Here is a 21,651-nt window from a genome sequence, read left to right on the forward strand (position 1 = left end):
TAACGCATTGTTATAAATGCCCCTATTGGGGCGAGAGAATATTACACAAATGTGACTAATTTGTCATTTCTTTTTACTTAATATTAAATTTGTCACTCTATTGATCAATTGAGGACTGAATCTTGACAGGTGATACATCAGTTCAGTTTTGATGCCAACCGTATGGTGAGTCACGGTTAAGTGATGGTTTTTTAAACGTGCGACACGGTAAATTTCCTGAGCAACGTCTTGGGCGCTGAGACTGACTCCCATATTTTGAATCGTACCCGCATCCATGCCTTTTACCATGGCAGTCTGAACAAATAATGGCATGATGTCTAATACGCGTATTCCATATTTTTGCCATTCAACATCAAGACCTTCTGTAATGCCGCGAACAGCAAATTTACTTGCTGAATAGGACACTAAATCAGCTTGACCATAGATAGCAGAAGCAGAGGACATATTGATGATACGTGCGTGGGAGGCCTGTTTTAAGAAAGGGAGCGCAGCATGACAGCCATTGAGAACGCCGTTAACATTGATATTAAATGTTCGATGATGCGATGAGATATCTGTATTTTCGAATGCCCCTGAATATAAGATGCCAGCATTATTTAATAATATATTTATTTCACCAGCCCATTCGTTGAACTCAGTTAAAGCACTTTGCCATTGGTCGTATTGGGAAACATCTAGCAAACCCGCTTTAGCATTTGGCCCTAAAGATTGAGCCAATTGTTCAGCTTGTTCGAGATTGATGTCATAAATACCGACTTTATAACCTTGCTGATAGAATAGTTTTGCGGTAGCTGCGCCAATCCCTTGTGCTGCGCCACTGATAAAAATGCTAGATGTCATCGAAAATCCTTGTTGTTTTACATCATTTTATGTTCCTAGTTGAGCATAAGATTGTTCATTGAATCAACAATATCTTTAAACTCATCATTCACTAGAGATCAACTTTCATGGAAAAACTTTTAAATATCATGCAAGAGCTTCGTGCGAAATGTCCATGGGATCAAAAACAAACGCCTGAAAGCTTGACTCGCTATGCGATTGAAGAAGCTTATGAGGTTGAAGAAGCAGTTCGATCACAAAATACAGCGCATGTAAAAGAGGAATTAGGAGATCTTCTGCTGCAAGTTGTATTTCAAGCGCAAATGTATAGTGAGCAAGGAGCATTTAATTTTCATGATGTGGTGGAAACGTTGTGTGACAAGTTGATTCGAAGACATCCTCATGTTTTTCAATCAGCTCAATTTGAACAACTGAATGAACAGCAGGTGAGTGAACTTTGGCAAAAAATTAAGGCTGAAGAGAACAAAGACAAAACTAAATCACGTTTAGATGAAATTAAAGCGGGTCCTGCCTTAGATCAAGCCGAGCAAATTCAAAAAAATGTAGCTCAGATTGGATTTGATTTCGAAAATGTTGAGCAAGCGTATGAAAAGTTAGATGAAGAGTTATCTGAATTGAGAGAGGCGCTAAACCATCAAAATTCCGACGAAATACAAGAGGAGTTTGGAGATTGTTTATTTTCTTTAATCAATGTTGGACGTAAAATCGGCATTTCAAGTGAGATGGCTCTACTTGGAACCATCCACAAATTTAAACAACGTTTTTCATACATTGAGTTGCAGGCAAAAAATAGAAATACGCCCACTGAAAATATGAGTCTCAAAGAAATGGACCAATTGTGGGATCAGGCAAAAGTGTATCTAAAGCAACATAACAATAAAATTCAGGTTCAACATGAATAGCATCATTTCTTTTCTTCTTCTGATATTTACTGCATGTGTGAGTTTAATCAGTTCGGCATATCCACAACAGTTTGATCAATCTTACTTAAAATGGAAAGCAGAGCAAGAAGCTCATGATCAACGACTTAACCGGCAAAGTGCGAACCATTATTTATCTCGACCAGCCGTAAATACATCATCAAAGCAAGCAGCTGGTGGTGTCGGGCAATCAACTAAAGTTCGTCTTAATACGGCTTCAATGGTTGAACTACAAATGATTAAAGGAGTGGGTGAGAAGAAAGCTGCTGCAATTATTGAGTATCGGCAAAAGCATGGCAGTTTTAAGTCAGTAGATGAACTTCAAAATGTCAAAGGAATAGGTCCAAAGTTTATCGAAAAGAATCGCAACCAGTTAGCCCTCTAACACATTTTTATAGAGATCAAATGGCACTAAGGGGTGTTGAAATTTAATCAATTTTGACGGTGAATCTTGGAGAATAAAATTGCCCTTTGATTGTGTTAGAGCTATGATTAGCACAATTATGATTTTACGTTCTGACGTAGGAGACAGCGTCTTTTGCAAACTTTGCACGCGTCAAAGTGCGGTTTATCCACTGCACAATTACCTTCTTCCATTTTAGATGTTATTGATTCTTTAACTAAAGCCGGCTATGAAGCCTATATCGTCGGTGGTGGTGTCCGTGATTTGATGCTTGGACTTGCCCCTAAAGATTTCGATGCTGTAACCAATGCGACACCTTCACAAATTAAAGAAGTATTTGGTCGTCGTTGCCGAATTATTGGTCGTCGTTTTGAGTTGGCTCATGTCTATTCTGGTCGTGAATTAATTGAAGTGGCCACTTTCCGAGCTCCTCCTAAAAAAGCAGTGACTTCTGCTGCAGGGATGATTCTAAGAGATAATAATTGGGGCTCAATTGAAGAAGATTTTGCTCGTCGAGATTTCTCAATCAATGCGATGTATTACCAACCGCGTAAGGGTATCGTTCTTGATTTCTGTAACGCTATTGATGATATAAAAACAAAAACATTGCGTTTATTGGGTGATCCAAAGTTACGTTTTGAAGAAGATCCAGTTCGTATGTTACGAACACTAAGATTTGCTGCGAAACTTAACTTTAAAATTGATCCTGCAATTTTAGACGTATTTACACCTGAAGCAACCTTGCTTTTACGTGATGTATCACCACATCGTTTATATGATGAATCTCAAAAGTTATTCACAATGGGGCATTTGAATCGTGTGCTCCCAATGTTGATTGAGTTTGGAATCTGGAAACAATTATTTGCAGATATCCCTCCTCATATTGATGCATTTATTGAACGTGCAGCGAAAAATACAGATCAGCGAATTCAAATTGGTAAAACGATCAACCCTGCATTTTTCTATGCGGTATTGTTGTGGAAACCATTCCTTGAGCGTTGTGATTTTTATATGCACAAAGGTGTTGTGGCAGCTGAAGCACGTGCTCAAGCTGGCTTAGATGTGCTGAAGCGCCAAGCGACACGCACGATTATCCCGCGTTTTGCAGAAACATTTATTCGTGAAGTTTGGGAAATGCAAACTCGTTTGTTGAACCCAAAACCTCAGCAAATTGAAGCACTCTCAGGTCATGCTCGTTTTAGAGCAGGTTTTGACTTTATGTTGCTGCGTGAAAAGTCTGGAGATCAGACGACCAATGGCATGGGTCAATGGTGGGATGCTTATCAGTTGATGTCTTTGGACGAAAAAGAGCGTGTGATTGCGCAGTACAATCGTCAACGGACTAAATCACGACGTAAAGTTGCCGTGACCGAAGATGTTGCGGAAACAAAGCCTCAGCAGATTGAACCGCTAGTTAAAGAAACGGAGTCACGTAGCCGCCGCAGTCGTAAGGCCGCTTCAGCGAATGAGCGAAGAACAGAGCAAAATGCGAGTATCGCTTTGGATAATGGTATTGCAGCTGATCATCCTATTTTGAAGCGTAAACGTGTCAAACGCGATTTAAATACAGTGGTGTTTGGTCCTATCCAATGACAGTACGAACATATATTGGACTGGGAAGTAATTTAGGTGATTCTCAGCAGTTGATGGCAGAAGCCTATACGAAACTGGCAATGCTGGGTGTGGTGAAAGCATCAAGGCTTTATCATAGTCCACCTATGGGTCCTCAAGACCAACCACATTACCACAATGCGGTCGTTCGTTTAGATACGAGTCTAACGGCGCTTGAATTATTGGATGAATTACAAAAAATAGAAAATGAAGCAGGGCGGGTGCGTTTACGTCGTTGGGGTGAACGCACACTCGATTTAGATCTATTGTTATATGGTGATCAAACGATTCAAAATGATCGCTTAACTGTTCCGCATATCGGGATATTTGAGCGAGATTTTGTCATACTGCCGTTATTAGATCTGGATGTCGAATTAGAAATTCATGGACAGAAAATTCGAGAAACGAATATTGCAAAACACAGCCAATTGGATGTTTTAGCAGATTCATCTTGGATCAATATTTAAACTTTAAAATGTTCTAAGGAACTGTGTTAGAGGACATCTTATGATCAGTCTGAGCGATTTAAGACAATTCAAACAGCAAGGTCGAAAATTTTCATGTCTGACTTGTTATGACGCCAGTATGGCGAAGGCAATGGAAATTGCTGAAATAGATACCATTTTAATTGGTGATTCGCTTGGGATGACTATTCAAGGCCATGATTCAACGTTGCCTGTGAATGTGGAAGATATGGTCTATCACACCTCAGTTGTACGTCGTGGAAATAACCATGCTTTCATCTTAACTGATCTGCCTTTTATGAGTTATGCCACACTCAATGATGCACTAGTAAACTCGAAAAAAGTGATGCAAGCTGGCGCACAAATGGTCAAGCTTGAAGGTGGTGCTTGGCTTGCTGAAACGGTAGAAGTATTGACTCGCAATGGTATTCCAGTGTGTGTCCATCTTGGACTAACGCCACAATCCGTTCATGTATTTGGTGGCTATAAATTACAAGCCAAAACGCGTGAAGCTGCGGATCAGCTGATTGCTGATTGTAAAGCCGTTGTTGAGGCTGGGGCTGCAGTGTTATTGCTAGAGTGTGTACCTGCACAATTGGGTCAAGAAATTACAGAACTATTTCCGCATGTACCTGTGATTGGTATTGGTGCTGGAGCACAAACCGATGGTCAAGTTCTGGTTGTTCAAGATATGCTGGGATTAAACTTCGGTCGTGTTGCACGTTTTGTACGTAATTTTATGAAAGAACAGTCTGGTGAAACGGCCATTCTTGATGCAATCAAATCGTATCATGTTGCTGTACTAGATCAATCTTTCCCTGCTAAAGAACATACGTTCCAAGTTGAGCTTTAATCATGAAAACTGAAACAACAATCCATGGTTTAACCGCATCACTTCATGCTGCTCGTCAAGCACGAAAGACTATTGGTTTTGTCCCGACCATGGGGAATCTACATCAAGGTCACTTAAATTTAGTACGTGAAGCACGTAAATTATGTGATGTGGTTGTGGTCAGTATTTTTGTGAATCCGATTCAATTTGGCCCAAATGAAGATTATGACAGTTACCCACGCACACTTGATCAAGACAGTCAGTTGTTGGCTGAAGAGGGTTGTGACATTATTTTTGCACCTTCAGTTGAGCAAATGTATGGCAGTCAACCTCGCTTAACAAACATTAGTGTCGGTCAAATTACCAATGATTTATGTGGTGCTCAACGTCCGGGGCACTTTGATGGTGTTGCGGTAGTGGTAACGAAGTTATTTAATATCGTACAACCACATTTTGCATTTTTTGGTCAAAAAGACTACCAGCAGTTGGCTGTGATTAAGACAATGGTACGTGACTTGAACATGCCGATTGAAATTATTGGTGTGCCAATTGCACGTGCTGAAGATGGTTTGGCATTAAGTTCACGTAATGGTTATCTTTCGGCTGAACATCGTCAAATTGCACCAGTCATTTATCAATCTTTAAAAACTGCTGAAACAAATTTAAAACAAGGTCAAGCGCTTACAGAGGTTCTTGCTGAGATAAAATCAACTTTAAGTGATGCTGGCTTTGTCGTGGATTATGTTGAAGCACGTAATCCAATGTTGCAGGCAGTAGAGCAATTTGACCAAGATATTGTGTTATTTGTTGCTGCGAAAATTGGTTCGACACGCTTGATCGACAATTTACAAATCAGTCATTAAAACAGGATTAAACTCGATGATGATCGTCAGGTGTGGTGCATGAAGCGAATTCTTATTGTTACAGGACAATCCGGTTCAGGGAAGTCATCTGCATTGCAGGTTCTCGAAGATTTAGGTTATTACTGTATCGATAATTTGCCGCTAGCATTACTTCCTGAGATCGTTGGAAAGTTAGATCAAGAAAATAATTTAGAACAATTGGCTTTAGGGGTTGATGTTCGGAGTACACGCGCTGATTTGCAAGAATTTGAACAAGTTTATCAGCAACTGGAAAAACATGGTGAGGTCGAGGTGATTTATCTCACCACCAAAGATCAAGAGTTAATTGCTCGTTTTAGTGCTTCGCGTCGACCTCATCCACTGGCGAATCGTTTTAAAAGTCTGAATGAGTGCATTCAGGAAGAGAAACAATTACTGTTGCCGATTCAATTAAGAGCAACTGTACAGATTGATACATCAGATAAAAGTGTCCATGATCTTAAAGATACATTATTATCCCGCTTAGGGCAGGTAGATAACTTAATTGTTATTTTACAGTCTTTTGGATATAAGCATGGTATTCCATTGGATGCTGATTTTATTTTTGATGTGCGGCATTTACCCAATCCACATTGGGATTTAGAGCTTAGAAAATATTCGGGTTTAGATGAGCCCATTGAAAAATTCCTGACATCATTTGACCAAGTGAATATGATGTTTGAGGATTTAAAGCAATTTTTAGAGAAGTGGTTGCCTGCCTTTGCAGAAGGGCATCGCCATTACATTACGGTTTCGATTGGATGTACAGGTGGTCAGCACCGCTCTGTATTTATTGTGGATAGACTCAAAAAGGCGCTTGAGGCACAATGGTCTATTCAGGTCTTGCATAGAGAAATGAAGCACTGGTCATGATTGACACAACTGTTGACGTAATTAACAAATTAGGATTACATGCGCGTGCGTCAGGCAAGCTCATTGAGGTCACTACCAAATTTCGAAGTTCGATTAAAATTGGTAAGGGCGATAAATTAGTCGATGCCAAAAATATTATGTCTTTGCTCATGCTCGGTGCAGGCAAAGGAACTACATTAAGACTAGTGATTGAAGGGGCAGATGAAGAGAAAGCTTTGTCTGAAGTTCAAGCATTATTCGCAGCAAAATTTTACGAGGCTGAATAATCGTGGCACGTCGATCGCAACGTTTTACTGAAGATGATTTTGAGTCTTTAGAAGGACGTGCAAGTAAAACTGAACAAAAGAAAGCTGTACAACGTATGGCTGCTTTAGGGGCTCAACTTGCTGAGTTACCCAAAAAAAAGATTGAAAGCCTTCCTGTGGAAGAGCGCTTAATTGAAGCTTTATTGGATGTTCAATTGATAACATCAGGTGAGGCTCGTCGTCGTCAATTTTTGCGTATTGGTAAATTATTACGCAATGAAGACGAGAGCATGATCTTATCTTATTTGACACCTCAACAAGGGGCGAAAAAGACAGCACAATTGCACCGCTGGGTCGATCGTATGATTGCACAAGGTGAGCCTGTTATTAAAGAATTTATGAAGACTTACAATGCTGCAGAGCATCATGCAATACGTCAGCATTTACTTCGTATTGAACGTGATATTCAAAAAAACTTAGGTGAGGATGCTGTTGCACAATCTAAGTTAAATTTGCTGAATTACGTTCAGCAAGTTGCACTTATCTCTGATCGTTAATGGTCAAAAAAAAGGTCTGATGTTTCAGACCTTTTTTATTTCTTAGATGCTTAATATTTAGAGTGCAGCACGATCTTTTGCCCAATCTCGCAACACAAACTTTTGCAGTTTACCTGTTGAAGTTTTAGGGATTTCAGTAATCACTACGTCTTTAGGTACCTTGAATCGAGCAAGATGTTGTTTGCAGTATTCAATGATTTCTTCAGGTGTAGCTTGTTGCCCTTGCTTCAATTCAATAAATGCGCATGGAACTTCTTGCCAACGTGGATCAGGTTTTGCAACAACTGCAGCTGTCAGCACGGCAGGGTGTTGATAAAGTACTTCTTCCACTTCAAGTGAAGAAATATTTTCACCACCAGAAATAATCACATCTTTCGAGCGATCTGTGATTTTGGCATAACCATCAGGCTGGCATACGGCAAGATCGCCAGTATGGAACCATCCACCAGCAAATGCTTCAGCGGTGGCTTCAGGATTCTTCAAGTAACCTTTCATGACAATGTTGCCACGGAACATAATTTCCCCCATGGTCTGACCATCGTTCGGTACAGGCAGCATCGTTTCAGGATCCAATACTTTCATCCCATCTTGAAGTGGATAAGGTACACCTTGGCGTGAATGTAGCTGAGCTTGTTCTTGGATGCTTAAATCACTCCAGCCTGCTTGCGAAGCACATAGCGCTGATGGTCCATAGGTTTCAGTGAGACCATAGACGTGGGTAACATTGATTCCTAGATTTCGCATACCTTCAATAATGGCAGCTGGTGGCGCTGCACCAGCAACCATCACTTCGACTCGATGATTAATTTCGCGTTGTTGCTCTTTTGGTGTGTTGATCAACATGGACAATACAATTGGTGCACCGCAGAAGTAATCGACTTGATGATCCGCGATCAATTGATAGATCTGTGCTGGATCAACTTTTCGAAGACAAACATTTGTGCCACCGTTGGCGGCCATGGTCCAAGCGAAACACCATCCATTACAATGGAACAGAGGCAAAGTCCATAAATAGGTGGCACGGGGTGTCATACCACAAGCAATGATATTACTCGCTGCATTAATATAAGCCCCACGATGATGATAGACCACACCTTTTGGATTCCCAGTTGTGCCTGAGGTGTAGTTTAAGCTGATGGCATCCCATTCATCCTGTGGTAATTGCCACTCAAACTCAGGATTACCTTGTGAAAGCCAAGATTCATACTCAATTTTTCCAATACGGGGCGCTTGATCATTGAATTCATATTCAGTATCTGCAACATCGATAACATAAATGTCCTGAGGAACTTGTGCTAAAGCTTCCTGTGCTAATTCTGAGAATTCAGGGTCAACTAAAAGTACTTTTGATTCAGCATGTTCAAGCATAAATGCGAGTGTTTTTGCATCTAGGCGCGTATTTAATGTATTGAGTACAGCGCCTGCCATAGGCACTGCAAAATGCGCTTCGATCATGGCTGGAATATTTGGAAGTAATACCGACACAGTATCATTTTTTTGAATACCAAGCTTTTGCAGCTGATCGGCAAATTGACGGCAACGTTTGTACTTTTCTTTCCAGCTAATCCGGCGTGTACCATGAATAATTGCATCTTGCTGAGGGTAGATATAGGCCGCACGCTCTAAATATCTGAGTGGAGAAAGGGCAACAAAATTTGCTGGCGTTCTAGGTAGTTCGTCATACGGACTTAAATTCATTTTAGTATCCATCTTCATTTTTATAATCCTGAGTAAAAGATAAGCAAAAAATAAACGGAATACATTTATCCTTTAGTCGAGCAAACGTGACATTTTGTCAATTAGGCGAAATTTCATATTTTTTAACTTCATTTTATTGCGATTTATTCGTGAAGTTGGTGATATTTATTTGTGCTGAATAATGTAATTGATCGAGAAATAGGGTAAATTTTAAACAGATTTTAAGTTTCAAAATCGAATAATAAAAGCAAAAGGATTTTGCATATGTATATTGTTGGGTGGGGGAAAGATGAAATTAACATCGAACCCAAAGGCTATGCCATGTTTGGCTATGGGATGTGGCATCACCGTGCCTATAAAAAAAGAACTGCGCTGTATGCGAGAACAGTGACCATTCAAAAAGATCAAGATGCCCCATTGATATTATGTTGTCTAGATTTTGGCTGTATTACTTCAGCAATTCGAATCAATGTAATTCAACGCTTGAATGAAACGTTGAGGGATCGTTTCGATCCGCATCGTTTGGTTCTAATGGCAACGCATACCCATTCAGGTCCAGGCGGTTGTGGTTATGAAGCTCTTTATAATATGCCGACACCAGGATTTGTGCCTGAGCACCTTGATGCAGTTGTGGATGCTGTGCAATCCAGTATTCAACAGGCATTATCCAATCGCGATTTTACAGAGATTCGATTAGCTACAATTGACATTCCTGAGCAAGTCCCTGTGGCATGGAATCGCTCGATAAAAGCGTATAATCGAAATCTCGATACTGCATTCGTCGATGAATCTGAAACTTACAAAGCAATCAATCGACAAATGCAAGTCCTTGGCTTTTATCGTGGGGAAAAGCTTCATTCTCTGTTGTCACTGTTTGGTGTGCATGCGACATGTTTGGGCAATCAATTAGACGCTCATGATGGTGATAATAAAGGCTATGCCGCAACACTTTCGGAAGAGACCTTAAGTGCTGCTGGGGTGGATGGACCAGTTTGTATATTTGCGCAAGCAACAGCAGGCGATGTGTCACCACACTTCCATGGAAAGAATCAGACTAAGATCAGAAAAAAGATAAAAGGAGAAGCAGAATACATCTATGCGAGAAACAATGGTCGTATACAGAGTGAGTATGCTTTAGCCGCTTTACTTGAGAAACAGAATCAAAACATCCAATATCAAGATTTGGATGCAGTACTCGAGTATGTGGATATGGCAAATACTGTGGCTGATCCAGAGTTTTCAGGTGGATATAGCAATGCGATAACAAGCCAAGCTTGTCATGGGACAGCATTTATTGCGGGCACACCAGTCGATGGTGTGGGTGCTGCAAAGCCATTGATCATGGCTATGAATTTACTTTCAAAACAATTCAAACGAAGTAAATTGAATTCAAAAGATCCAGTGGAAAGTGCTTATTATCAGAAGCTTTATCATGCTCAAGGACCCAAAAATATTATTTTTGAATCGGGTCAGCATCGGATATTAGGAAAAAAATTAGGTTCACTTCCTGGTGTTTTAGATCCACTCATTGCTGAAATGAATGCTCAAGTTCACGCTGGCGCAATTCAAGAAAGCGATTTAGTGCCACATATCGTGCCAATTCAGCTCATTCGAATCGGTCAACTTTTTTTGGTATGTGCTCCCGGAGAGTTTACAACAACTTCAGGTAAGCGCGTATTAAATAACATTCAGAAAAGTGTATTACCGACATTTCCTAACGCAAAAATTTGGTTTGCATCTTATTGTAATGACTATATGGGCTATGTGACGACATTCGAAGAATATCAAGAACAAGCCTATGAAGGTGGACACACTTTATTTGGTCAATGGACTTTGGCAGCTTTTCAAACCTATTTTAAACATTTGGCTAAACAGATTTGTTTGCCACCTGAACAACGTCAATTATCAAATTGCGTACCTAAAGCAGTACCTCAAAAAGAATTAGAGAAAAGAACCAATCTGGGAAATGTTCAAACCGCCGTTGCACAAAAGGAGTTGGCAACATGAGTAATCTGACACATCATTATTGGTCTAACTGGTCGGGATATTGCCACTCAAACCCGCAACATATCTTATATCCAGACCAATTACATGAATTACAGGATATTGTGATTCAACATCCTAAAGTTCGTGTGGTTGGTGCAGGGCATTCATTTACTCCGTTGGTAAAAACGGATGCGTCTATTATTTCTTTAGACCGATTTTCAAGTGTCTTAAATGCTGATCAGGCTAAATGCCAAGCGACGTTATGGGCAGGTACTCGACTATTCAATTTAGGCCAGCATCTTGCGCCTTATGAGCAGTCGCTTATGAATCAGGGTGATATCGATCAACAAAGTTTAGCTGGTGCTGTATCTACAGGAACACACGGGACAGGTGCAGCGCTATATTCTATTTCAGGCTATGTAGAAGATTTTGAGCTATTACAGGCAAATGGGGATTTAATCCAATGCTCAAAGACGGAGAACCCTGAAATTTTTCAGGCAGGGAGAGTATCGTTGGGATCGCTCGGGATATTAACGAAAATAACCATGCAAAACCGCCCTAGATATAAATTGGAAGAGAAAATTCATTTAGCCCCTGTAGAAGAAAGCCTTGATCAATTTCTCCAATTGATGCACCAACATCGGCATTTGGAGTATTTTATTTTCCCTTTTACAGATCAGTTAATTTTTAAAACACTTGATGTTACAGAGGGTGAGGTGAAGCCAAGAGAAACTTCTTGGCCATCCGAGGGTCAACTTTTAACATGGTGTTGTGAAATTTCTAAAAAAGCCCCTTTTTTGACGAAATATCTTCAAAAATTAGTCGGTGTTTTTGTGAAGCCAACAGAATTCATTGATTGGTCGAGTGATATTTTTGCAACACCTCGGAATACCAAATTCAATGAAATGGAATATCAAATTCCAATTGAGAATGGCATTCAATGCATCAAAGAAGTGATTGCAACGTTTAGAAAATATCAGATAAATTCTTTTTTCCCTATCGAATTTCGCGTGGTCAAAGGGGATGATATTTGGCTAAGTCCTTTCTATCAGCAGGACAGTATTTCGATTTCCATCCATCAATATTATAAGCAGTCACCTCAAAAAGTATTTGATCTTATTGAGCCGATTTTTCAAAAATATCGAGGCCGTCCACACTGGGCTAAGATGCATCAACTGTCTCATCAAGAGATTCGAGCTCTTTATCCGAAATGGAATGAATTTATGCAAATCAGAGAAGCGCTCGATCCCCATCGAAAGTTTCTCAATCCCTATCTTGAAAAACTATTACTTGGGCAGCAAGGATGAGAGATGAATAGTTTTTTTAATCAAATGAATGATGATTTGCGGGCACATGGTTTAGGTCAACCTATGCTCTTGATCGATGACGATGCATTAAACTTTAATATTGCTTATGTAAAAAATCAGTTAGCTTCGGCAAAGCACTTAAAACCGCGGTTGGTCGTTAAATCCTTGGCTTGTTTGCCTTTGTTAAAAAAGCTAAGTTTCGATTTAGACACCAGACACTTTATGGTGTTCCATATTGATCACTTAGAATTGATGTTCAATCATTTTGATCAAGCTGATTTACTCTTTGGCAAGCCGATGCCAATTCGTGCAGTAGAAAGGTTTTATCAAAACCATCACACGCCAATCCAATGCAAGATACATTGGTTAATTGATTCCTTTGTTCGCTTGCAACAATATCATGCCTTGGCTGATCAACTGGGACTTAGCTTCAATATCAATCTTGAAATTGATGTGGGATTACATCGTGGAGGCGTTCAAAATTCTGCTGAATTTATACAAATGCTCAATTATATTCAGCAGCATCAAAAAACTTTAAATTTAAGTGGTTTAATGGGCTACGATGCGCATGTCACTAAACTACCTAAGGTGGTGAAGCGTGCAGAAACAGCTTATGCTGAATCTCAACATATTTATCAAAATTATCAGCACATCTTAAAGCACCAATTTCCAGATTTAAATCATGCTCAGCTTTGTTTTAACGGAGGAGGAAGTCCAACCTTTAGTTTTCACGTGAAAGATAGTGTGTGTAATGATCTGTCATTTGGCTCAATGTTGCTAAAGCCCAGCGATTTTGATTCTGAATATCTTTCTTTGCTTAAACCCGCTTTATATATTGCGAGTCCCGTACTGAAAGTATTAGACGAAGTCTCGTTGCCTGGGATGCCTTCATTTAAAAAAATAAAATTCTTTCAGAAGCATCAAGCGGTTTTTATCTATGGTGGCTATTGGATGGGTCAATATGTTTATCCAGCAAAATCTCATCCTCATCTATTGTATGGACGAAGCACCAATCAGGAAATGATTTGTGTCGATCGTAAAATTGATATCCATCCTGATGACTACGTATTTATTCGACCGAGTCAGAGTGAAGTGGTCATCCCGCAGTTCAATCGCACGTATCTTTATCGAAAAGAAAATGAGTGGAATTCATCTGACTTGGAATCGAATAAATTTGAACCTTGGGAAAATTTTAGAGAGTAGTGATTAAAAGAAAAAAGGGATGAAGTTAATCATCCCTTTTTAGCATTGGTTTGAAATTTATTGGACGCCGCCGTAATGGATGCCCGTTAATTCACTGATTTCTTTTTTCCAAGTGGTTAAGTCATCCAAATTAAATTTACTTAAATGGTCATGCCCACAAGCACGCGCCATTACTTGCATCAACTCGACTGAAGCATTGAAGAAGTTGGCGAGTTGCTGTGCTGATTTTTCTATTTCGAGTCTTCGACGCAAATGATCTTTTTGTGTTGCAATACCGACAGAGCATTCATTTGTATTACACGCGCGCATTCCCAAACAACCAATTGCCTGCATGGCAGAGTTAGACACGGCAATGGCATCTGCACCCAGCGCTAAGGCTTTAATAAAATCAGCAGGGACACGTAAGCCACCTGTAATGACCAAACTAATGTCACGACGTCCTAAACGATCTAAATGACGACGTGCCCGTGCTAAAGCAGGAATGGTCGGCACTGAAATATTGTCACGGAATAATGTTGGTGCTGCACCTGTACCACCACCACGACCATCTAAAATAATGTAGTCCACACCTATCGCAATCGCAGCATCAATGTCTTTTTCGATATGCTGTGCAGACAGTTTAAAGCCAATCGGAATGCCACCTGTCTGCTCGCGTATATAGTTTGCAAACTCCTTGTACTGTGAAAGTTCAGTCCAATCCGGAAAGGTTGCGGGAGAAATCGCAGATAGTCCTTCTTCTAAACCACGTACTTCTGCAATTTTTCCTACCACTTTATGCCCGGGTAGATGTCCGCCTGTTCCTGTTTTTGCTGCCTGTCCACCTTTAAAGTGAAAAGCTTGGCATTTTTTTACTTTTTCAATGTCATAGCCAAAACGACCAGAGGCCAACTCGTAAAAATATCGTGAATTCGAGGCTTGTTCATCATCTAACATTCCACCTTCACCAGAACAGATGCCAGTACCTGCCATTTCCGCACCCATTGCCAGTGCAGTTTTTGCTTCTTGAGATAAAGCTCCAAAACTCATGTCGGAAACAAATAATGGAATATTGAGTCTCAATGGTTTTTTTGCATTTGGTCCAATAATCACTTCGCTTGCAACGGGGGCATCATCCAGTAGAGGAACTTTCCAAAGTTGAGCTGTGACCAGTTGAATATCTTCCCATTTTGGAAGTTTGTCAAAAGGCACACCCATGGCTGCGGTAGGACCATGATGACCGAAATTTTTTAGACCATTTCGAGCTAATTCTAAGATGAATCTATTGTGTGGCTCTTCAGGAGCAGGCTGAGAATCTGCGTAGAGTCCTTGATAACGATTACGGTTGAATTGCTGTGGATTTCTTTTTTCCCAAGCTTCGATTTCTTCTAAGTCAACATAGACATGATCATCATGAATCCAAGCTTTAAATTTTTGCAGATTTTTATTGAGATATCTCGGGTTAATGCCAGTTTTATAGAGGTAATGAGAGCCGTGAAGGCCACATACAATTTTGTCGCCTTGAATATGGGCATCGGACATGAGTGCTCCGCGATGCTGACAACGACCATACATGACAACGACTTTTTCTTCATCATGATCTTCAAGACGAAGAACAACAAGATCCACATTGGCTGCTAAAGCATATGCGGGTTTAAGCGGCTGGAGTGTAGACCAAGCAATTAGTGGGTGAGATTTCATATGACCTGCCTAATGATTTCAGTGGGTTATATTTATTTGTTTAAAAGTATGTTGATCATCTAATAGAAAGTATAAAAGATTATTTTTCTATAATTGGGATAATATTGGTTTAAATATTAAATTGGGAATATATTTTAACTATTTTTGTCACAATTAAAACTGCTATCGCCTAATGCTCGATTAACGGTTTATTAAACAACGTGACACGTGTAAAATCTCTAGCGATTTTATTTATCCACCGTTTTTATCTTTTGAGGTTCGCCTCGATCATAATCTCGCGGTGACATGCTCCATTGTACGGGGCATCACTCCTTAAGGATTTTTTATGCCAATTATTACTTTGCCAAACGGCGATCAAAAACAATTTGATCAAGCTGTCTCTGTCATGGAAGTTGCTCAAAGCATCGGTCCAGGTCTTGCAAAAAATACGGTTGCAGGTCGTGTAAACGGCCATCTAGTTGATGCATGTGACTTAATCACTGATGATGCCACGTTGCAGATCATTACGCCTAAAGATGATGAAGGTGTTGAAATTATTCGTCACTCTTGTGCCCATTTAGTTGGTCACGCAGTGAAGCAGCTTTTCCCCGAAGCAAAGATGGTGATTGGACCTGTCATTGAAGATGGTTTCTATTACGATATCTACAGTGAAAAACCATTTACACCAGATGATATGGCTGCCATCGAAGAGCGTATGAAAAAGCTCATCGATCAAGATTATGATGTCATTAAAAAGATGACACCTCGTGATGAAGTGATCAAAGTATTCACTGAGCGTGGTGAAGATTATAAATTACGCCTCATCGAAGATATGCCAGATGAGACTCAAATGGGTCTTTATTATCATCAAGAATATGTGGATATGTGTCGTGGTCCTCACGTACCAAACACTAAATTCTTAAAGTCATTTAAGTTGACGAAGATGTCAGGTGCTTACTGGCGTGGTGATGCGAAAAACGAACAACTTCAACGTATTTATGGTACGGCTTGGGCGGATAAGAAGCAGTTGGCTGCTTATATCAAACGTATTGAAGAAGCTGAAAAGCGTGACCACCGTAAAATTGGTAAAGCGCTTGATCTGTTCCACATGCAAGAAGAAGCACCAGGCATGGTGTTCTGGCATCCAAATGGCTGGACGATCTATCAAGTTTTAGAACAATACATGCGTAAAGTTCAGCAGGACAATGGTTATCAAGAGATTCGCACACCTCAGGTGGTCGATTTTAGTCTGTGGGAAAAATCAGGACATGCTGCAAACTATGCAGAAAACATGTTTACTACACATTCTGAAAACCGTAACTATGCCGTTAAACCAATGAACTGCCCATGTCATGTTCAAGTGTTTAACCAAGGTTTAAAATCTTACCGTGATTTACCAATTCGTCTTGCTGAATTTGGTTCATGTCACCGTAACGAACCATCGGGTTCATTACACGGGATTATGCGTGTTCGTGGTTTCACCCAAGATGATGCACACATTTTTTGTACAACTGAGCAAATTGGTCAAGAAGTTGCTGACTTTATTAAACTGACTTTAGATGTTTATAAAGATTTCGGTTTTGAAGAAGTGCAAATGAAACTCTCAACACGTCCAGAAAAGCGTGTAGGGGATGATAAGCTTTGGGATGTTGCTGAAAAATCTTTAGCTGACGCACTGGATGCAGCGGGTCTCGCTTGGGATTTACAACCTGGTGAGGGTGCGTTCTACGGTCCTAAAATTGAATTTTCTTTGAAAGATTGTTTAGGTCGTATCTGGCAGTGCGGTACAATCCAATGCGATTTTAACTTGCCATTACGTTTAGATGCATCTTATGTCACTGAAGACAACGATCGTGATCATCCTGTGATGCTTCATCGTGCAATTCTTGGCAGTTTTGAACGTTTTATTGGTATACTTATTGAACACTACGCTGGATTTATGCCACCATGGTTGGCACCAATTCAAGCATGTGTAATGAATATTACCGATTCTCAAGCAGATGCTTGTCAGTCAGTCGTCGCTAAATTGCAAGAAAATGGCATTCGAGCGATTTCAGACTTGAGAAATGAGAAAATCGGCTTTAAGATTCGTGAGCGTACTTTAGAGCGTATTCCATACCTATTGGTGCTTGGGGATCGAGAAGTAGAGGAAGGTACAGTGAATGTACGTACTCGCTCTGGAACAAATTTAGGTACTATGTCTATCGATGCATTCGTTGACTTAGTGAAAGTAGCCGTAGCCGAACGCGGCCGGTATATTGTGGAGTAAGAAAGATTAAACAGCCTGACCGTAACCAACAACAAGGTGCTAAAAGCAATCGTCCTGCATTAAATGATGAGATTCGTGCGAAAGAAGTGCGTCTCGTTGGCGCTGACGGAGAACAAAAAGGCATCGTTTCACTTGCTGAAGCGTTGCGTGCTGCAGAAGAAGTTGATCTTGACCTCGTTGAGATCGTTGCGAATGCAGAGCCGCCTGTTTGTAAAATCATGGATTACAACAAGCATTTATTTGATCTGAAGCAAAAGCAAAAAGATGCTAAGAAAAAGCAGCATCAAGTTCAGGTTAAAGAGATCAAGTTGCGTCCTGGTACAGACGTTGGTGATTACAATGTTAAGTTGCGTGCTATTCTGAAATTCCTTGAAGAAGGCAACAAAGTTAAAATTACTCTACGTTTCCGTGGTCGTGAGATGGCTCACCAACAATTGGGTCTTGCTCAATTACAAAAGATTGAAGCTGATGTCGCTGAAATCGGTGTAGTGGAACAAGCACCAAAAATGGAAGGCCGTCAAATGGGTATGTTACTTGGTCCTAAAAAGAAAAAGTAAAACCGATTTAGAGAAAAAGCCCTGCACATGCAGGGCTTTTTTTATATGTTGATTGAAGGGATATAGGTACATCCTGAGTTAGTAAAGAGAGGAACGACTGTAGTTGGGGTATAAATCATCAGTTGAATATTTCCATCAGGCAGTACTTTAGTGAAGTCTAATAAACGTATATTTTAAACTTCACGAATCATTTTGTGGCTTGAGTAAAAAATGTAATTATTTCGACAGGTAAACTCGTACTTGAGCATAGAAAATTCTAGATGGATGGTAAAGCTGAATAGGTTTGGAGTGTTTTAACGTCTTTAAGATGATTCATAAAGAATTTTTTATTGCACATGAGTATATCAGAAAGTTAGTTGCTCAAAGCACCTGTAGATTTGATCTATAAAAAAAGCCGATACTTTTGCATCGGCTTTTTTGTGACTCATCAAGTTCGATGTTTTATTCAACATGAACTGTTTTTTCAGTAGACTCTGTATTTTCTAACAGAAGTTTTTTGCCAATTGGAATTTGTCGAGGTAATTTCTCTTCTGGAATGATACGCTCTAAGTCGATCACTAATAAGCCATTTTCATAATCTGCTTGTTGAACTTCAATGTGTTCATCTAAGCGAAGCGATAATTTAAATGAACGACGCGCAATTCCTTTATGAAGATATTCGGTTTGTTCAGATTGAATAGCTTCTGGTTTTCCTGTTATCGAGAGAAGCTGATTTTCAAGACTGATATTTAACTCATCTTGACTAAATCCTGCAGTAGCGACCACGATGCGATATTTATTCTCACCTTTTTTTTCAATGTTATAAGGTGGGTAGTTTGGAGCATCACTTTGCATTGCATAATCAATAAAATCGTTTAAACGATCAAAACCAATGCTACGACGAAACAATGGATGAAGATTTAAGTTACTCATGATTAAAACCTCCTGAGGTCAGCAAAGTCATAAAAATAAGAATGTTGTTCTGTCATGACTATCATCAACAGAACCAGATGATCATCATAAATCTGGCAATTTTTTATATAGGTTCAGACCGAAATTTTTCAATAATAAATTCAAAAAATTTTTAAAATATTTTATAAATAATTGATTTTTTATAACTTATAAATAAAAAAATTCTATCCTTGTTGTTTGGTTTGAAATGATTTATGGTGGATAAATCAATCAACAAAGGGCATATGGAGCCTGAACTGTAATGATCGATTTATATTACTGGGGAACACCCAACGGATTAAAAATAACAATTGCACTCGAAGAAATGGCTTTAGATTATCAAATCTATCCAATCAATATATTAGAAAATGATCAGTTCCAAACTGACTTTCTTGCGATCTCTCCTAATAATAAAATTCCTGCGATAGTTGATCAAAATGGACCGAATAATCAATCGATTTCGATTTTCGAGTCTGGTGCAATACTGCAATATTTAGGACGTAAAACGGGACAATTCTATCCTCAGCACGAAATCGCGAGGATTCAGGTTGAACAATGGTTGATGTGGCAAATGGGTGGTCTAGGACCGATGTTAGGTCAAAATCATCATTTTGCTAAATTTGCTAAAGAGAAAATCCCTTATGCGATCGAGCGCTACATTACAGAAACTAAAAGATTATATGGGGTGCTCAATAAGCAGTTAGTTGGGCAAGACTATGTGGCTGGTGAGTACTCTATTGCGGATATGGCAATTTTCCCTTGGTTGATGCGGCACGAGTGGCAAAGTATTCATTTAGCAGAGTTTCCTGAAGTGGAAGCTTATATTCAACGTATCCAACAGAGACCAGCGGTACAAAAGGCGCTTGCACTACTAAAGTAGATCACGGATTTAAGTGTGCTAAACTCTATACATCTAAACCACCATTTGGTGGTTTTTTTATGGAGAACTGCCATGAAGGATTTTTTTTTAAATTTCAGCAAAATTGTTGAATCTAATTCAAAAGTATACTGGGCAATTATTGCTGGTATTTTACTCTGTGTTGCTTCTTATATCGTCGAAATATTTCATGTGCAAAATATCATTGCAGCAATCGATCCAGATTCTAGGGATCAATTAAAACAGGTGATTCCAGCGACAACGAGTAAATATACGGTGCTACGTGCCATCATAGTAGTGTTAGCAATTGCTTGGTCGATAAAAGAATATCGTAAAACTCAGAAACTTCTAGCGGTGAATAAGTCCAGTAAATGAATCTGATTTTATTGTTCTTAAGTGCCTTTGGAGCCGCCACTTTATTGCCCTTACAGTCCGAAGCAATATTGTTGGGGTCATTTGCTCTAAAACAATTTTCGCCGTGGATGCTTATTTTTGTTGCAAGTGTAGCGAATGTGATGGGTTCATGCGTTAATTGGTGGTTGGGCTTAAAAATAGAGCAGTTTAAAACCAAAAAGTGGTTTCCATTTAAGTCAGATCAAATGATTCGTGCTCAACGGGCTTATCAGCAGTATGGTACATGGTCACTTCTTTTAAGTTGGGTGCCTATCATTGGTGATCCAATCACCTTAATTGCAGGAATCTTGAAAGAAAAATTCTGGAAATTTATCTTCGTGGTGGGTATAGCGAAAACAGGTCGATATCTATTTATCTACTGGGTGTATCTTGGTTTGTTCTAAATTTTCGTAGAGTAAAACTCATCAAGATTAATTTGTCTGAATCAAGATTAACGGTGCTTTTGTTTTGCGCAAAGATGCTATAGAATACTCGCTCCCTTACCTGCAGGTCGTATTGTAATGGTGCAAACGAGCCGAACAGGTGTTCAAAAGAGGTTGTTATGCCTAAGATGAAAACTCGCCGTGGTGCAGCAAAACGCTTCAAAGCGACTGCTAACGGTTTTAAGCGTAAACAAGCGTTCAAACGCCACATTTTGACCAAAAAATCTGCTAAGCGTATTCGTCAATTGCGCGGCTGTGTAATGGTTCACGTAAGTGACGTTGCTTCAGTTCGTCGTATGTGCCCGTACATCTAAGGAGATTATAAATGGCTCGTGTAAAACGTGGTGTACAGGCTCATCGCCGTCACAAAAAAATTCTTGCTCGCGCTAAAGGTTACTATGGTGCTCGTTCACGCGTTTACCGCGTAGCGTTCCAAGCGGTAATCAAAGCAGGTCAATATGCTTACCGTGACCGTCGTCAAAAGAAACGTCAATTCCGTGCTTTATGGATTGCGCGTATCAATGCTGGTGCACGTCAAAATGGTTTGTCGTACAGCCGTATGATCGATGGCTTGAAAAAAGCTCAAGTGATCATCGACCGTCGCGTACTTGCTGACATCGCTATGCATGACGCAGTTGCATTTGCTGCTTTAGCTGAAAAAGCTAAAGGCGCATTAGCTGCTTAATCATCGTAGATGAGAAAAAGA

General features: G+C 39.8%; 23 protein-coding genes. 19 read left to right on the forward strand and 4 right to left on the reverse strand.

The window, feature by feature from the left end; translation table 11 throughout:
- Positions 1 to 63 precede the first annotated feature (63 nt).
- Positions 64 to 840 (reverse strand): SDR family oxidoreductase, encoded by a 777-nt coding sequence (locus AC1M9H_RS09220; RefSeq protein WP_481596266.1) that lies wholly within the window; start codon positions 838 to 840, stop codon positions 64 to 66.
- Positions 841 to 947: 107 nt separating this feature from the next.
- Between AC1M9H_RS09220 and mazG the strand changes: the two genes are divergently transcribed.
- The 9 genes from mazG (at position 948) to yjgA (ending at position 7,626) form a co-directional block, all read left to right on the forward strand.
- Positions 948 to 1,742, forward strand: coding sequence for a nucleoside triphosphate pyrophosphohydrolase (mazG, locus tag AC1M9H_RS09225; protein WP_481613247.1), 795 nt, complete (start codon positions 948 to 950; stop codon positions 1,740 to 1,742).
- Positions 1,735 to 2,145, forward strand: coding sequence for a ComEA family DNA-binding protein (locus tag AC1M9H_RS09230; protein ID WP_092768325.1), 411 nt, complete (start codon positions 1,735 to 1,737; stop codon positions 2,143 to 2,145). Before mazG ends, AC1M9H_RS09230 begins: the two co-directional genes overlap by 8 nt.
- 153 nt (positions 2,146 to 2,298) lie before the next feature.
- Entirely contained in the window at positions 2,299 to 3,756 is a 1,458-nt protein-coding gene (gene pcnB, locus AC1M9H_RS09235; RefSeq protein ID WP_481588712.1) for a polynucleotide adenylyltransferase PcnB, read from the forward strand.
- Entirely contained in the window at positions 3,753 to 4,241 is a 489-nt protein-coding gene (folK, locus tag AC1M9H_RS09240; protein ID WP_035265339.1) for a 2-amino-4-hydroxy-6-hydroxymethyldihydropteridine diphosphokinase, read from the forward strand. Before pcnB ends, folK begins: the two co-directional genes overlap by 4 nt.
- A 40-nt stretch (positions 4,242 to 4,281) precedes the next feature.
- The gene (gene panB, locus AC1M9H_RS09245; RefSeq protein ID WP_035265341.1) at positions 4,282 to 5,091 is read left to right on the forward strand and encodes a 3-methyl-2-oxobutanoate hydroxymethyltransferase; all 810 of its coding nucleotides are present in this window, start codon (positions 4,282 to 4,284) and stop codon (positions 5,089 to 5,091) included.
- Positions 5,092 to 5,093: 2 nt separating this feature from the next.
- Positions 5,094 to 5,933, forward strand: a complete 840-nt coding sequence (gene panC, locus AC1M9H_RS09250; protein ID WP_179998617.1) for a pantoate--beta-alanine ligase — start codon at positions 5,094 to 5,096, stop codon at positions 5,931 to 5,933.
- 39 nt (positions 5,934 to 5,972) lie between these two features.
- On the forward strand, positions 5,973 to 6,824 hold the full coding sequence (gene rapZ / locus AC1M9H_RS09255) for an RNase adapter RapZ (protein WP_035265345.1): 852 nt from the start codon (positions 5,973 to 5,975) through the stop codon (positions 6,822 to 6,824).
- Positions 6,821 to 7,090, forward strand: a complete 270-nt coding sequence (locus AC1M9H_RS09260) for an HPr family phosphocarrier protein (protein WP_035265349.1) — start codon at positions 6,821 to 6,823, stop codon at positions 7,088 to 7,090. The genes rapZ and AC1M9H_RS09260 overlap by 4 nt, the downstream gene beginning before the upstream one ends.
- A gap of 2 nt (positions 7,091 to 7,092) precedes the next feature.
- Positions 7,093 to 7,626 (forward strand): ribosome biogenesis factor YjgA, encoded by a 534-nt coding sequence (gene yjgA / locus AC1M9H_RS09265; protein ID WP_035265351.1) that lies wholly within the window; start codon positions 7,093 to 7,095, stop codon positions 7,624 to 7,626.
- A 57-nt stretch (positions 7,627 to 7,683) separates the two neighbouring features.
- Here yjgA and AC1M9H_RS09270 read toward each other — a convergent pair whose 3' ends face one another.
- A complete protein-coding gene (locus AC1M9H_RS09270) occupies positions 7,684 to 9,324 on the reverse strand; it encodes an acyl-CoA synthetase (RefSeq protein WP_481587552.1) in 1,641 nt (546 codons plus the stop codon).
- Between the two features lie 264 nt (positions 9,325 to 9,588).
- On the opposite strand from AC1M9H_RS09270, the gene AC1M9H_RS09275 reads away from it, so the two are divergent.
- The 3 genes from AC1M9H_RS09275 to AC1M9H_RS09285 are packed head-to-tail and all read left to right on the forward strand — an operon-like array spanning position 9,589 to position 13,820.
- On the forward strand, positions 9,589 to 11,331 hold the full coding sequence (locus AC1M9H_RS09275; RefSeq protein ID WP_481613248.1) for a neutral/alkaline non-lysosomal ceramidase N-terminal domain-containing protein: 1,743 nt from the start codon (positions 9,589 to 9,591) through the stop codon (positions 11,329 to 11,331).
- On the forward strand, positions 11,328 to 12,617 hold the full coding sequence (locus tag AC1M9H_RS09280; RefSeq protein ID WP_481613249.1) for a D-arabinono-1,4-lactone oxidase: 1,290 nt from the start codon (positions 11,328 to 11,330) through the stop codon (positions 12,615 to 12,617). Before AC1M9H_RS09275 ends, AC1M9H_RS09280 begins: the two co-directional genes overlap by 4 nt.
- 3 nt (positions 12,618 to 12,620) lie before the next feature.
- Positions 12,621 to 13,820, forward strand: coding sequence for an alanine racemase (locus AC1M9H_RS09285; RefSeq protein WP_481613250.1), 1,200 nt, complete (start codon positions 12,621 to 12,623; stop codon positions 13,818 to 13,820).
- Positions 13,821 to 13,877: 57 nt separating this feature from the next.
- Here the strand turns inward: AC1M9H_RS09285 and AC1M9H_RS09290 are convergent, their stop codons facing one another.
- The gene (locus AC1M9H_RS09290) at positions 13,878 to 15,497 is read right to left on the reverse strand and encodes a glutamate synthase-related protein (protein ID WP_481613251.1); all 1,620 of its coding nucleotides are present in this window, start codon (positions 15,495 to 15,497) and stop codon (positions 13,878 to 13,880) included.
- A gap of 325 nt (positions 15,498 to 15,822) precedes the next feature.
- On the opposite strand from AC1M9H_RS09290, the gene thrS reads away from it, so the two are divergent.
- Together thrS and infC are read left to right on the forward strand one after the other, a co-directional pair.
- A complete protein-coding gene (gene thrS / locus AC1M9H_RS09295; protein ID WP_092768341.1) occupies positions 15,823 to 17,745 on the forward strand; it encodes a threonine--tRNA ligase in 1,923 nt (640 codons plus the stop codon).
- Positions 17,746 to 17,750: 5 nt separating this feature from the next.
- On the forward strand, positions 17,751 to 18,302 hold the full coding sequence (infC, locus tag AC1M9H_RS09300) for a translation initiation factor IF-3 (protein WP_081403231.1): 552 nt from the start codon (positions 17,751 to 17,753) through the stop codon (positions 18,300 to 18,302).
- A 441-nt stretch (positions 18,303 to 18,743) separates the two neighbouring features.
- Here infC and AC1M9H_RS09305 read toward each other — a convergent pair whose 3' ends face one another.
- The gene (locus tag AC1M9H_RS09305) at positions 18,744 to 19,214 is read right to left on the reverse strand and encodes an Hsp20 family protein (RefSeq protein ID WP_179998611.1); all 471 of its coding nucleotides are present in this window, start codon (positions 19,212 to 19,214) and stop codon (positions 18,744 to 18,746) included.
- A 280-nt stretch (positions 19,215 to 19,494) separates the two neighbouring features.
- On the opposite strand from AC1M9H_RS09305, the gene AC1M9H_RS09310 reads away from it, so the two are divergent.
- From AC1M9H_RS09310 to rplT, 5 genes are all read left to right on the forward strand, one after another.
- A complete protein-coding gene (locus tag AC1M9H_RS09310) occupies positions 19,495 to 20,112 on the forward strand; it encodes a glutathione S-transferase family protein (RefSeq protein WP_035265364.1) in 618 nt (205 codons plus the stop codon).
- Positions 20,113 to 20,184: 72 nt separating this feature from the next.
- Positions 20,185 to 20,484, forward strand: coding sequence for a hypothetical protein (locus AC1M9H_RS09315; protein WP_481613252.1), 300 nt, complete (start codon positions 20,185 to 20,187; stop codon positions 20,482 to 20,484).
- Positions 20,481 to 20,906: a YqaA family protein gene (locus AC1M9H_RS09320; RefSeq protein WP_035265367.1), complete on the forward strand. Its 426-nt coding sequence runs from the start codon at positions 20,481 to 20,483 to the stop codon at positions 20,904 to 20,906. Before AC1M9H_RS09315 ends, AC1M9H_RS09320 begins: the two co-directional genes overlap by 4 nt.
- Positions 20,907 to 21,064: 158 nt before the next feature.
- Positions 21,065 to 21,259 (forward strand): 50S ribosomal protein L35, encoded by a 195-nt coding sequence (rpmI, locus tag AC1M9H_RS09325; protein ID WP_004278281.1) that lies wholly within the window; start codon positions 21,065 to 21,067, stop codon positions 21,257 to 21,259.
- 11 nt (positions 21,260 to 21,270) lie between these two features.
- Positions 21,271 to 21,630: a 50S ribosomal protein L20 gene (gene rplT, locus AC1M9H_RS09330; RefSeq protein WP_004867327.1), complete on the forward strand. Its 360-nt coding sequence runs from the start codon at positions 21,271 to 21,273 to the stop codon at positions 21,628 to 21,630.
- The last annotated feature ends 21 nt before the right edge of the window (positions 21,631 to 21,651 follow it).

The organism is Acinetobacter sp. ANC_7512 (genome assembly GCF_056779935.1).